Genomic DNA, 12,639 nt, shown 5'->3' with positions numbered 1-12,639 from the left:
CGACTGGGTGAAATTTACAGAAATTGTAAATGTAAAGAGGATGCATTCAAAAAATTAGCCCTATGGTATAACGACGTAGAAGAAGCAGGAATATTATCTTTTAAAACTGTTGCCAGGACTATGAGAACTCATTATCTAGGTATTCTCAACTTCTTCAATAACCGGGCAACTAACGCCGCTGCTGAATCTTTCAATGCCAAGATAAAGTCCTTCAGAAATGCACTCAGAGGAGTACGGGACGTTGAATTTTTTCTCTACAGGTTAACCAAACTATATGCTTAATTTTTACCTAATCCCCCAATTATTCAACTTGATCCTAGAAAGGTAAACCATATCAAACGAATCTGAAAGGATACAAAAAAGGATACACAAAAAAAATCTAAGTTTAGTGTATCCTTTTTTCTGGTAGATGCTTATCAGTAAAGGGTTTTAGGACTTGCAAACCGAAACAAAACAAACCAAACAAAACCAAAAATCGGTAACCTAAAACTTATTTGACTATGAAAGTAAGTCAAGATTTATCAATCCTCTTTCATCTCCGGTACGATAACAATAATTCCAACGGAAAGGCTACTATCTGCGTCCGTATTACTGTTACGGGTTTTCCCCGGGATGGTTTTTCACTGGGCTACAAAGTTGATCCCACGAAATTCAACAAAGAAGCCGGCATCTTTATGGGAAAGTCAGCGGAGGCCATTGAGATAAACAACCAGCTGCAACACGTCAGAGGTGAGTTGCTCCGGCACTACAACCTGTTGAAGAAGCAGGGATCAGCCGTTACCCCTACCATGATTAAAAACGCCTATCTGGGTGTTCATCAGGAAAAACGGACACTGTTGGAGGTTGTAGATTTTCACAACGGGAAGTTCAAAGAAAAGGTGGACAAAGGGAAGCGGGAAAACAGCACCTACAAAAAGTGGCTCACCACAAAGGATAAGATCACAGCCTTTCTTGCTGGCGTCCTGAAAATGAAAGATATTCCCCTCGAAAGAATTGAGTTTTCCTTCGCAGAAGATTTCTTCGATTATCTCACCCTTACAGAAGGTATCCAGGATAACACTGCTATGAAATACCTGAAGAACACCAAGCAGCTGTTAAAACTGGCGGTCCAGCGGAAATGGTTGCAGTGTAACCCCTTGCAGGATTATGTATGTTCCTATATCAACCCGGAACGGGATATACTCACCGTGGCAGAACTCAGCACACTTTATCACAAAGAATTTTCCATTCCCCGCCTGCAGGAAGCCAAAGACGCTTATGTGTTTATGACGCTCACCGGCTACGCTTATAAAGATGCGCAGTTGCTGACACCTGACAGTATCACTAAATACTTCGATGGCGAAGATTGGATTGTGAAAAATAGGGAAAAGACCTGGTGCCGTGAAAACGTTCCTTTGTTACCGTTAGCGAAAGAGATCCTGCGGAAGTACCGCGAACATCCGCATTGTGTTGCTAACAATGTACTGTTACCCATCAAAAGCAATCAGCGTTTTAACGGATACCTCAAAGAAATTGCGGACCTCTGCGGCATAGAAAAGAATCTTACCACCCATACTGCGCGGCATACCTTTGCCACCACGGTAACACTGGCCAACGGTGTACCACTGGAAACCGTGAGCGCCATGTTAGGGCATAAATCCATACGCACCACTCAGATATATGCGAAGATTGTAGCCAGTAAGGTAAGTGATGACATGAAAGCGTTAAAGAACAGATTTAACCTTTCACTGCCTGATTCTATGCTGAGTGTGGCCGTGGCTTAATTTCCTGACATCACCCCTGATGATTTACTGATTAATATTTGTTAACCCTACATTATTGTTTGTTATGGAAACCGAAATACAACAAAATATCTTGTTTTGCATTCATACAGAGCTGGGCAGCTTTCTGCAAAAGTTTAGGATACAGGTTTGTAAAGAATGTAACTGGAGCGAGGCCACATACTATAGAAAAATGCGTTCCCCGGGCTTTGCCGGCTATCGAAGAAGAAATTCTTTGTTAAGCAATGCAGAAAAGGAAAAGATCATCAGTATAAGAAAAGAAATAATCAAAGAGATAATTGAAGAACTGGATAAAGAACCAATTTCCTGCCACTGGATTAGTTTTTAAGGCAGATAGATTTAACTTATCAAGGCTGGTGGGTTGAAAAGCACGCCAGCTTTGATAAGTGTCTGATTAACAATTTGTTAACATCTTCTTTTCACCCGATATATTTTATTGCAACCCCTGTTGATACTGAGCGTATCACAACCCCGGCCCCGATCATGTGATTTATGAAAGACCATTACACAACCAAAACCATACTGCGCACATTTTAAAACCACCAATATGCAACAGTATTACCCATTATCCTTTTTTGAAAAATTTATTCACGTTGACCTCCAACAAGCATCGCACAAACGCAAACACCCTGACGAACAATTTTTCACACAAGCCGTTGACGACATTGTTAACGAAAAAAACAACATTCTCGAACGTACCGGAAGGTATCTCTACGATCTGCGTAAAAAGAAGCAGGTAGGGTGGTTTATTCAGCATTGCCAGCAGCACCTGGTTATTTTGATGGAGCTGGTTGCAGCCAACCTGCCGGATGAAAGCCTACTGGATACCTCCATTTCTACAGCTAAAAAGACCTGGACAGATCTGTACAAAATCATCTATCTCAACCTTGCCGAACTGCTGGCATATCTCGAACGGAAATTCGGGAAGTACCTGGACATTGACTGTAAAGTACCGCCGTCTTACCTATTGACAGCCCAGGCGAAGTTTCAGAAAGACGTGGCGATACTGAAAGACGGTTTTATTTCCTCCGGTGTTGATGAACAGTTACAGCATGTGGTATTCATGCCATTTCTGGAACTCACAAAGAATAACCATATCGCATCCCCGATCAGTTACCAGCAGTTACACTATTTAACGGAGATGAATAAACGATTATTCCAATTGCTGGACGCCAGCGGCGACAAGGCAGATTTTCCCGAAAAGCTGCACGAACTGTTATTGTTTATCAACTTCAACAACATTCACTACTTTGAATACTGGGTAAGCATGATAACGGCGCAACTCAAAGACTATCCCACCATCCGGGAGAAACTGGAACAGCTGATGTACCTCCAGAAGAAAACCAGCCAAGCCACCCTGAAACCCGCGTATGTGTTCAACTCCATGCGTCCAGCACTTCAAAACAAAATGCAATCATGGCTGGCGGATGAAATAGTTTACTACAAAGAAATCAGCGCAACATCAGGCGGCGCCCACCTGCCGGACGAACTAAGCCGCTGGAAAGATTTTAAGGTTCAAACTATTTTTTCAGTTCCGCAAATTGGCCATATTCTTAAACTACTGTTGGATAACGGTATTTATGTAAATAAAAACAGGGCGGAAGTCCTCGACTTCTTCTCTTACTTCTTCACCTCTGTAAAGCAGGATAGTATTTCCCCCAACAGCCTACGAAATAGTTTCTATAACGATAATGCGGCTGTTTCCCGATCCGTCCGCGAGATCCTGATGCAGTTAGTCAACCGGTCCCATAAAGGGCTAAACGTAGCCTTTTACCTAATGGTAGACTGCTTCCTGCAACAATTCTGATTCCACCATTACACGCTGATTCAAATATTATTAAAATAATTATACTAAAATCTTTCCTTTAGTAATCAATAAGTTACAGGGGGGTGTAAAACCCCTGTAACTATTCTCGCGTCCCTATTAGCTATTCTTTTGCTGCCATAACAAACAAACCCAAACCTTATGGCAGCAGAAATCCTCACCCGTGAAGATCTGGCGATCTTCAAAACAGAACTGTTCCGGGAACTGCGGGAACTTGTAAACGCTCCCGCCATCCAGCCCCGGAAATGGCTTAAATCCTACGAAGTCCGCGACCTGTTGGGAATCTCCCCCGGCACTCTCCAAAACATGCGTATCAATGGTACGCTCTCCTTTACCAAAATCGGCGGCTTAATCTTCTACGAGTACGACGACATCCTGAAACTGATGGAAGGCACCAAGAAACCTGTTAAGCGTTCCTGATGCCGGCACCAGCAGCTCATACCAACTACATCAGACACTTAAATGCTTTCTTCGCACAGGTGCGGAAGGAAACCCGCTTGCAGGCCAATCATGTAAGCCTTTACCTGGCGTTGTTTCAGGTCTGGAACTATCATCGTTTCCAGAATCCTTTTCCCATCCTGCGCGAAGAAGTCATGAGCCTTTCCTGCATTGGCTCCCGGAGTACCTATGTACGTTGCTTAAAGCATCTGGACCATTGTCACTACATCATCTACGTACAGGCGCGGCAAGCCTACGCCACCAGCTACGTTTCCATCATCCCATTAGCCGATTTTATTGCCGACCAGCACCCCGAACAGCTGTTTCTGTTCCAGGATGAAAAGACCGGTGCCACGTGGCCCAAAAGTGAGCCACATGACCTGCGCAAAACTGGGCCACACATGAGGCCCAATAATGGGCCTGACACGTGGCCTAAAACTGGGCCACATACAGGCCCAAAAGTGGGCCACTTTAATAAACATATAAACAATAATAAACGTGGGGGAGAAAACAGGCTTCCGCCCCCAACAAAAAAAAATAAAAATGAAACTGAAAACCTCCCGGACGATCCGGATGCACCCGGCGCGGAAAAAGATGCACCCGGCGCCGCGCGGATTCTTCCTACACAGTCACAGGTGCAGGAGTTCTTTGCCGCCGAAAAGTACCCGGAAGTGGAAGCTGGCAAATTCTTCCACTACTACCAGGCCAACGGCTGGCGGCAAGGCGGTAAAACGCTGATCACCGACTGGCAGGCCGCCGCCCACAAATGGATACTCAACATTCACCCACCCAAACTCGACCATCATGACAAACATACCCGACCATCAACCGGGGCAGGAAGGCTCCACACCAATGAAAACAAAAGCTATTCAGAGCCCCTATGATTACTATCAGCTATTCCAGCAGCTAGAGGAACATGGAAAGAATATCTACGGTCCCCGGTTCTGGCTCGATGATGTGGACCGGCCGGTGGTGGTTAAACTACTGGCTTACTTCCTACAGGACGAAGCAATAGCCGCTGCGGAGGGAATGGACCTGCATAAAGGGATACTCCTTACCGGTAAGATCGGATGCGGCAAAACCTCCCTTATGACGCTTATGAGAGCCCTGGCGCCTGAGTCGTACCGGCCACATATGGTCTCCTGTCGGCAGATCAGCTTTGAATTTAGCAAAATCGGGTACGATGTTATCAGCCGGTATAGTACCAATGCGTTTTTTCCGTATACCAATGTACCACGGGTACATTGCTTTGATGACCTGGGCGTGGAACAGACGGTGAACTATTGGGGGAATAACTGTAATGTGATGGGGGAGATACTGCTTTCACGGTATGATCTGTTTATCTCCAATAAGATGCTCACCCACGTTACCACAAACCTTAATAGCCAGGAGATGGAGGAAATCTATGGGAATAGACTAAGAAGCAGGATGCGAGCGATGTTTAATTTGATAGCCTTTGATCCTGCCGCTAGAGATAAAAGAGCTTAGATTGGGTATTAATGATAAGGTATATTAAATTTAATGTAAATTCGGTACTATTAAAACTGTAATGAATGGGAAAAAGTATTTTCATAATGATAAATCAAAATATTATTTAAATAAAAAAAACCTATATTAAAATAATCAATATGCCCCAATTCCCTATTAAATTGAAACAATTGGGAATACTTTATTTATTCCATAAAATAGTTATGAAGAAATGAATCTGAAACAGGTTTTTATTAGTTATGCGCATGAAAATGATGCTTACAGAAACGAGGTACGAGAATTCGTAGAATGGTTGCGGGTTGAAGGGAAAGGGGTGGTTAAAGTTGTTTGTGATTTTGATCACGAGAAAAAAGCTCCAAAACAAGGATGGCCGGTTTGGATGGAGGATATGATTGAAGAGTCAGATATTGTTTTACTTCTTTGCACACCATTGTATTTAAAGCGATTTCGGAAAAAAGAAGAACCGGGAAAAGGCGCTGGGGTGACATTTGAAGGTGCTATCATAACCCAGGATCTCTATAGCGCTAATATGGTAAATAACAAATTTGTGCCAATTATCCCAGATACAGGACATCACAATCATATTCCAAAGATGTTGTTGGCATTTAATAATGGATTTAAATTTCCGAGCAATCAAGATAAAATACTGGAGTGTATTTTGCTAGACGATTCTACTGTTACTGACTCCCCTGAACCCAATGATCATAACTGTATTGTCACATCCGCAGAAATTGAAGAGGTGGGACGGGAAATAGCTAAAGAAATTATCTCTACCGTTCATGAAGAACCAGCTAACATGTCAAAGATTGAAATATTAGTACGTGCTTTTCTTCGGTTAAGTGAGTCCCAGAAATTAATGATTGCCAAGCAGCTAGAGATTTTTGAAGATCGCTTTATTACCTTGTCGTCCAAAGAACTAACTCAAGAGGTTTTTAGACGCGCAAGGGAGAAATCTCTTCTGGCGGAATTGTGGGATAATGTAAACAAGATGAATTCATTTGGGAATAATAATAATCCCTTTAAAGCATAATTCAATGAGCAAATATACTGCAAAAGACTTTTTTGTCGACTGGTATAGGGCAGCAGATCCGAATGTTAACTCTGCAACCAAAACGAATAGAATGGCGGCCCTTGATAAAATAATTATGTGTAACGAAATTGAAGAGTGGTTTAGTATTATACAAATTATTCTCTTAGAAAACCCAGCTAATGAAGACACAGAATGGTTTGCAACTTTTTTTAAAGAAAAGGATGAAACATTTCCTCTAATTAATAATTTGAATCACCTCAAGATCCTAGCAAAAGTTGCAATTTGTATGTTGCTAGAAGCTGAAGAAAGCTATGTTGGTGATTTTGTTGCATATAGTATCCTAACATCCAGATTTTTGCATAAAGAGAGGCTTGATGTAAATGAAATAGTATTATCGAACTACGCAGAGAAGTATCTTGACAATTCAATTCCATTGGGTAGAAAGTTAATAGAAAAACCAATTGAAAAAATGTCTTTAGACGAATTCGATGAAAAATCTGAGGAGGCAATTACTTGGGCGGCGATATTGCCGTTATTCCAGAGGGTTAATGAACTTTCAGATAGGCAAAATGCTTTAAGTGAAGAGTCAAATGTTTTATGGTGGTTGTTTGGAGAGCATTTGAAAACCAATGGCCAGCATTTCAAAGAGGCAGGGCCAGTAAGCGTGGCTCTTTTAGGAGCAATCGAACTCGCTTCCCTGACCCAATATGAGTATGGATTTCCTTCGTCACGTGATATTTTAACCAAAGCTATAAATCTAAGTACTGATAGTCTAAAAGAAGTTACTTTTTCTGAAGTTTTAACTTCAATACCAGCATTGTTAAAAGATGTAATCCTAAAGTATTACAAGGAAGAATATGCTATTATTCTTCCAACATTATCTATCATTTATGATGGCCTAAATGCGAATGGAAAAGATCCTGCCAATTTAATTTCTGAAAAATATGGGGTGCCATCAGAACAAAAGTATAGTCTGTACCAAATAAGTGACCAGCTTTATCATGAGTGTTTATTAAAAGTAAATTGGTTACCAAATGAGTGAATCATTAAAAGCTTGTAAGCAGAAGGAATGCAATGTCTCTGTAGATGGAGTTTGTATGGAAGCTATTAAGTTGGATGATTGCCCACATTTTTACTTTCGATTACCTTCTGGGGAAGCAAAATTTGAAATTCAAGAGGACGAGGAAGACCAGGAAGACGAGGAAGAGACTAAAGATGAAGTAGCTCCGAATAAGCACGATGATTCAATGTCGCTATATTCTGGGGAACCATTTACTATTGAAAATCTAACTTCATTCACTGGAGGCACTGCCTGCAAAAGCATATATATATTAGGAGGGCCAGAATGCGGAAAGACCACGTTGATAGTTACAATATATGATCTTCTTCAACAGGGGCCATTTAACGATATCCTTTTTGCGGGATCACATACCTTGGTTGGTGCAGAAAGACGTTCTCATTTGTCTCATGAAATTTCAGGAAGTTTAGATCCCGATACAGAACGTACATTTACGAGGCAATTTGAATTTTTGCATCTCTCATTAAAGTTAAAAGGAAGTGAAAATCACCCTGCCACAAATCTCTTGCTTTCCGATATTAATGGAGAAAAGATAAGAGATAGTATGAATACAAACGCAACGATGTCTGAGTTGGAACGAATAAAATATGCGCATCGTGTAGTTTATATTGTTGATGGGGAGCTACTTGGAGATGTTAGACAAAGCCTGATAGTGCATTATGATGTGAAATTATTTATTAAAAGAGCCATTGATTGCAAAGTTTTTGTTCCCACAACAGACCTGAAAATAGTAATTTCAAAGGCGGACAAACTTAACGATATAGATGTTCACGCTAAGAAATTGTTCGATATGCTTGAGAAAGCATTTAAAGATAAAGTAGGAAAACTTTCTTTCTCTTGTATAGCTGCCAGACCTATTCCTAATAAATTAGGAATAAAAATGGGAGAAGGAGTCTATGATTTAGTTAAGGACTGGATGCAAGATAATTTATTAGCGGCTCCTAAATACGAAAGGATACGGATAAAAACCAGTAATCGTTCTTTTAATAGATTTACCACAAAACCTAGATTGAATGGAGAATAATATTTTAGTGATGGGATTGGCTGGTACAGGAAAGACAACATTTATAGCAGCTTTATGGGCTTATTTAACTGAGGATATTCCTGAAAAAGAATTGACGCTGCACTCACTGGTGGATGGAGATTCTAAATATTTAAATGAGATTACTAGACAATGGTTGACATGTAATAGAATTCAAAGAAATCTTAAAACTGAATCCCATAAGGATATTCGGATGAATCTAAAGGTGGTTGGTGATGGCTCAGAAATTGATCTGAATATTCCAGATATCGCAGGTGAGACATTTCAAGAGCATTTTGATATTAGAAAGTGGAGTAAATCGTACGACGAAACAATTGCGAGAACTACAGGTGTTTTGTTGTTTGTCAGCCCTCTTACCCCCAATAATAAACCTGCATTGATTCTTGATGCGCTGGAGATAACAAGAGAAATGGACGAAAACCTGGTGCATTCAGAAAGTGATTCTTCATTTGAAGATGATGGAGCTGCTCGGACTAATGAAACAGAGCAGGCCTCAACTAATGGAAATAGTCTGGTTGTTGAAGTCGTTGATAAAGTGGATGTCTTGGGAGCTGAGAGTTTTGGTGGTAATGCATCTAAAAGTAAAGCCGAGAAAGGAAGTGTAGATACTGAATTGATAGATGATATTAATGGAGTCGCGGCATTTACTCCTTATAATCCAGAGCTGACTTGTAATCAGGTGAAAATAATAGAAGAACTGCAATTTATTGCTTTTCATCATCCTAAGGTAATTCCTGTAAAAGTTGCCGTTATGGTGTCTGCTTGGGACCAACTCATAAGCCCAGTTGTAGATTTGTCACCGGAAGATTGGCTAAATATTAATATGCCACTGCTATATCAATTTATTAAGTGTAATTCAGGAAAGTTTACAGTTGATTTTTTTGGTGTCAGTGCTCAAGGAGTTGACTATGATGATGAAAATGAGGTGAGAAGGAAATTCGGTACCTTGCCACAAGATAGGATTATTATTCAAAAAAATCATGACAGAAGTCATAATATTACGATGCCCATAATGTGGGTCTTAAGATGAAAATTATTATTGAACAAACCATACATGGTTATTTAAATGGACATCAATTGCTGGCTTCTTCAATCGAATTAATGATTGAAGAAAGACAGCTTATGCTCATTCAATCAGATTTATCAGGATCGAATATAGAGAAAGGCTTTGAAAGTTATGTTACAGGCTATCCGCTGAGCAATAGAAAATATTATTCCTTTGCAAAAACATGGTATGCGAACGAGATGAAAAGGCCAGGATGTGTTTGGACACACTCTCTGTTGATTAAAATGCCAGATATTGGCAAGTTCGCCAGTCTTCAGTGTCTTGACTCTTTTTTTAAACGTCCTGATGGTATTGACTTTAGCCAATATAAAAAATCTTTTGAGGTTGAAATATCACAGTTAGATAATGAAAACGAAGATAATGGACTGGTTGATATTTCTATTTTAGAGCAGTTTCAAACCTGTCTGTATGAGTACCCTAGATCGTCAGTTATTTGCCCTGCTATAAATAGTCAACAGTTTGAAAATGTAATTTATCGGTTATGGAGTGATCAATGGCCACGATTGAGGAGGAATTTTACATTCTGTAGTGGCGCTTTATCTTCGAAACTAATAAATACAAAAGAGTTTGACTTACAGATAGTCCCCATAAAAAGGGCAGACGCGGTAAAAAGAGAGACGAAGACGGGTATTCTTACCACTGAGGTACTGGGTCGATTTAATTGGAGAGACTATAATAATATTCCAGTTAACATTATACGCGGTTATTTATGGGTTTTGGGAGCCGATACACCGGGTTTTAGAAGTTCTCTAATTCCTCTATTGAAAATATTCTTTAAGCTGTCATCAAATAGCTGTACGGTTGCAGGATTATTTGATTTGGTTGCTAGTTTATATCCCAATTCAAAAGATGCAAAATCATTAAAAGTAAAATTGTTCGGAGAAAACTCTTTATTACTTTCAAGATTTACTGAAAAAGAAATTTTACAGTTTATACTTCTCAGGGCTGATATTTCACCTCTTCCTGTAGCAGAGCTGAATTTGGATGCTCGATTGTTAAAGTTGATGGAAAAACAAGAGTTAGGAAGCTCAGAAATAATTAACTTATGGCTTAATGGATCTGGCGATATTTTACCTGTTGTGCCAATCGATTATATTAAAGCCAATTGGGAGGAAGTTTTGTTTTGGTTATCTGGGGATTTTGGCTATTCGGAAATAATTTTGTCTCGTATCCCTCTTTTTTTCACAGAGCCTAGAATTTGGAAGGGAGATATTAATCATCAACAAAAGTTGTTGAATTTGTATTTAAGAGATAATCCTGTCTCTATTTCGATGACTCAAGTGGCCCATGCTATGCTTAACGCTGAAAGCGATATCATTTTTTTTCTCTATAGAAATAAAGGAAAAGATGTTGTTACTATATCGCTGCATTGGTTGAACAGGAGAGATAATAAGCAGTTTTTGATTAGTAGTTGGTCGAAGTTTATTGCAACGGAAGAAGATGAATTATTCTTAAGTTGGATTTGTAATCAAAGAGGAGATATATCTTCAAAGGTATATGCTATACTTTTTATCTATGTTCACTTCAATAGGTGGGGGAATGCTGGATTGTCCACTGTTGATCTTCTTGATGGCTACAATCAACTCAAGGTAGATAATTATGCGGTTAAGCTCTCTTATGTTGCTTCAGCACTGTTGTCGCTAGGTTTGGATAGTAAGCTACCTGATTCTAGTGGGCTAGTGGTTGGGGTGTTTCATGACGTGTACAGTTTTGCGGTCCAGGAGAAGATTGAATTGGCAGCTTGGAATATTATTCCGAAAGATTTTGGTCAGGAAGACGAGGAGATTAAACCATTAATCATGCAGTTTATCGATTTTTTAGGAGGCTCTCCTCCAAAAAAAATATTTCAAGTTGAATCTTGGGATTTTTGCGAGCAATTAGTGAGAACATTGTCTAATAGAATAATAAAAAATCGTTGGGGTGGGCAGGTGTTTCTTGATTCGCTTCACAATAACCAGGCATTCTCGCGAGCTGTAAACTATATACTTTCATATAAGAAAGGAAGGAAGTTCCTATACCAGCTCTATGTTGACATTAGAAGCGGCAAAATTGTGCCTGATGAATTTCAGTATCAATTAATAAAGAGAATTGAACCTATGTTTAGTAAGAAAGGTAATAGATAATCTCTTCTTTTTGTTATAAGACGAACATTAGCTAAGGTTATATTTAGCCATTAGCTTTTTACAAAATTCGACTTCTTCGGAAGTAAATAATGAAATGAATTGTGGCTGAATAACCAGATATTCTAAAGACAGTTCGACCTTGTGTGGGATATGCTCTTCAAGTTTTTTAAACCCGGACTTCATATCTCCAGAGGCCATTTCATCATGCAAGATTCTTTTAACAAATTCTACGCCGCCACCATCAATTTGCATCCTTTCAAGTAGGGACGGGCTTACTGAAATTTTTAAAGCCTGAACCTTCGCAAAGGATTCTTTTATTCTTTCCTGAAACTGTTGTCTCAGTTTTATTTCATTCTGGTCTAAGACAGATAAAATTAATGCTGTATTTTTTGCAGCATCTTTAAAAGTATTTAAAATGTGTAAGTCTGATATTTTCAGGTGTCGGCTTCCCGAAATTAAGACTGTGTAATTTTACAAAATTCTCTTCAAATTAACCTAAACCTAAATACCCTAACACGCCTGTTTATCGCTTTCAAAATTGGATAGAGCAGCATATTCTGTTGGTGGCATATTTCCAAGACTGTCATGTGGCCTGTGATTGTTATAATCATCCATCCATTGCCAGGTAACTTCCCTCACTTCGTCCAATGTGTCAAACAGGTAGCAGTCCAACACATTATCACGGTAAGTACCGTTCAATCTTTCCACGAAACCGTTCTGCGTGGGCTTTCCGGGCTGGATATATAAAAATTCGATGCCGTTGACCAT

The 12,639-nt window shown here is 39.8% G+C and carries 13 protein-coding genes and 1 pseudogene; 12 read left to right on the top strand and 2 right to left on the bottom strand.

The window, feature by feature from the left end:
• From BLV62_RS27650 to BLV62_RS27595, 12 genes are all read left to right on the top strand, one after another.
• Positions 1-282: transposase (locus tag BLV62_RS27650; RefSeq protein WP_139170426.1), on the top strand; the 282-nt coding region annotated here is incomplete at its 5' end.
• 218 nt (positions 283-500) lie between these two features.
• Positions 501-1,763 carry a site-specific integrase gene (locus tag BLV62_RS27645; RefSeq protein WP_089766281.1) on the top strand — a complete coding sequence of 421 codons (1,263 nt, stop codon included), beginning with the start codon at positions 501-503 and terminating at the stop codon, positions 1,761-1,763.
• Positions 1,764-1,827: 64 nt separating this feature from the next.
• Positions 1,828-2,109: a hypothetical protein gene (locus tag BLV62_RS27640; RefSeq protein WP_089766280.1), complete on the top strand. Its 282-nt coding sequence runs from the start codon at positions 1,828-1,830 to the stop codon at positions 2,107-2,109.
• 219 nt (positions 2,110-2,328) lie between these two features.
• The gene (locus BLV62_RS27635; RefSeq protein WP_089766278.1) at positions 2,329-3,588 is read left to right on the top strand and encodes a hypothetical protein; all 1,260 of its coding nucleotides are present in this window, start codon (positions 2,329-2,331) and stop codon (positions 3,586-3,588) included.
• A gap of 159 nt (positions 3,589-3,747) precedes the next feature.
• Entirely contained in the window at positions 3,748-4,026 is a 279-nt protein-coding gene (locus BLV62_RS27630; RefSeq protein WP_078668340.1) for a helix-turn-helix domain-containing protein, read from the top strand.
• Entirely contained in the window at positions 4,026-4,928 is a 903-nt protein-coding gene (locus tag BLV62_RS27625) for a hypothetical protein (RefSeq protein WP_089766277.1), read from the top strand. The genes BLV62_RS27630 and BLV62_RS27625 overlap by 1 nt, the downstream gene beginning before the upstream one ends.
• Entirely contained in the window at positions 4,849-5,532 is a 684-nt protein-coding gene (locus BLV62_RS27620) for a P-loop NTPase family protein (protein WP_211118006.1), read from the top strand. Before BLV62_RS27625 ends, BLV62_RS27620 begins: the two co-directional genes overlap by 80 nt.
• 211 nt (positions 5,533-5,743) lie before the next feature.
• On the top strand, positions 5,744-6,562 hold the full coding sequence (locus BLV62_RS27615) for an SEFIR domain-containing protein (protein WP_089766273.1): 819 nt from the start codon (positions 5,744-5,746) through the stop codon (positions 6,560-6,562).
• A gap of 4 nt (positions 6,563-6,566) precedes the next feature.
• Positions 6,567-7,604, top strand: a complete 1,038-nt coding sequence (locus tag BLV62_RS27610; RefSeq protein WP_089766272.1) for a GTPase-associated system all-helical protein GASH — start codon at positions 6,567-6,569, stop codon at positions 7,602-7,604.
• A complete protein-coding gene (locus BLV62_RS27605) occupies positions 7,597-8,664 on the top strand; it encodes a TRAFAC clade GTPase domain-containing protein (protein WP_089766271.1) in 1,068 nt (355 codons plus the stop codon). Before BLV62_RS27610 ends, BLV62_RS27605 begins: the two co-directional genes overlap by 8 nt.
• Positions 8,654-9,712 carry a TRAFAC clade GTPase domain-containing protein gene (locus BLV62_RS27600; protein ID WP_089766269.1) on the top strand — a complete coding sequence of 353 codons (1,059 nt, stop codon included), beginning with the start codon at positions 8,654-8,656 and terminating at the stop codon, positions 9,710-9,712. The genes BLV62_RS27605 and BLV62_RS27600 overlap by 11 nt, the downstream gene beginning before the upstream one ends.
• The gene (locus BLV62_RS27595; protein WP_089766267.1) at positions 9,709-11,871 is read left to right on the top strand and encodes a GAP1-N1 domain-containing protein; all 2,163 of its coding nucleotides are present in this window, start codon (positions 9,709-9,711) and stop codon (positions 11,869-11,871) included. The genes BLV62_RS27600 and BLV62_RS27595 overlap by 4 nt, the downstream gene beginning before the upstream one ends.
• 27 nt (positions 11,872-11,898) lie before the next feature.
• On the opposite strand, the gene BLV62_RS27590 is transcribed toward BLV62_RS27595, so the two are convergent.
• Positions 11,899-12,123 (bottom strand): hypothetical protein, encoded by a 225-nt coding sequence (locus BLV62_RS27590; protein ID WP_089766266.1) that lies wholly within the window; start codon positions 12,121-12,123, stop codon positions 11,899-11,901.
• Between the two features lie 291 nt (positions 12,124-12,414).
• Positions 12,415-12,639, bottom strand: a pseudogene (locus BLV62_RS27585) (integrase core domain-containing protein); the annotation flags it as partial.

The organism is Chitinophaga terrae (ex Kim and Jung 2007) (assembly GCF_900107795.1).
In the GTDB taxonomy this organism is placed as follows: domain Bacteria; phylum Bacteroidota; class Bacteroidia; order Chitinophagales; family Chitinophagaceae; genus Chitinophaga; species Chitinophaga terrae.
Note: the sequence above shows the minus strand (reverse complement) of the source record. Positions and strands in the feature narration are given on the sequence as shown.

What these genes read in the sequence shown, in the direction of transcription:
- BLV62_RS27645 (WP_089766281.1), top strand. Translation starts at nt 501, where the DNA reads ATGAAAGTAAGTCAAGATTTATCAATCCTCTTTCATCTCCGGTACGAT.
- BLV62_RS27640 (WP_089766280.1), top strand. Translation starts at nt 1,828, where the DNA reads ATGGAAACCGAAATACAACAAAATATCTTGTTTTGCATTCATACAGAG.
- BLV62_RS27635 (WP_089766278.1), top strand. Translation starts at nt 2,329, where the DNA reads ATGCAACAGTATTACCCATTATCCTTTTTTGAAAAATTTATTCACGTT.
- BLV62_RS27630 (WP_078668340.1), top strand. Translation starts at nt 3,748, where the DNA reads ATGGCAGCAGAAATCCTCACCCGTGAAGATCTGGCGATCTTCAAAACA.
- BLV62_RS27625 (WP_089766277.1), top strand. Translation starts at nt 4,026, where the DNA reads ATGCCGGCACCAGCAGCTCATACCAACTACATCAGACACTTAAATGCT.
- BLV62_RS27620 (WP_211118006.1), top strand. Translation starts at nt 4,849, where the DNA reads ATGACAAACATACCCGACCATCAACCGGGGCAGGAAGGCTCCACACCA.
- BLV62_RS27615 (WP_089766273.1), top strand. Translation starts at nt 5,744, where the DNA reads ATGAATCTGAAACAGGTTTTTATTAGTTATGCGCATGAAAATGATGCT.
- BLV62_RS27610 (WP_089766272.1), top strand. Translation starts at nt 6,567, where the DNA reads ATGAGCAAATATACTGCAAAAGACTTTTTTGTCGACTGGTATAGGGCA.
- BLV62_RS27605 (WP_089766271.1), top strand. Translation starts at nt 7,597, where the DNA reads ATGAGTGAATCATTAAAAGCTTGTAAGCAGAAGGAATGCAATGTCTCT.
- BLV62_RS27600 (WP_089766269.1), top strand. Translation starts at nt 8,654, where the DNA reads ATGGAGAATAATATTTTAGTGATGGGATTGGCTGGTACAGGAAAGACA.
- BLV62_RS27595 (WP_089766267.1), top strand. Translation starts at nt 9,709, where the DNA reads ATGAAAATTATTATTGAACAAACCATACATGGTTATTTAAATGGACAT.
- BLV62_RS27590 (WP_089766266.1), bottom strand. Translation starts at nt 12,123, where the DNA reads ATGCAAATTGATGGTGGCGGCGTAGAATTTGTTAAAAGAATCTTGCAT.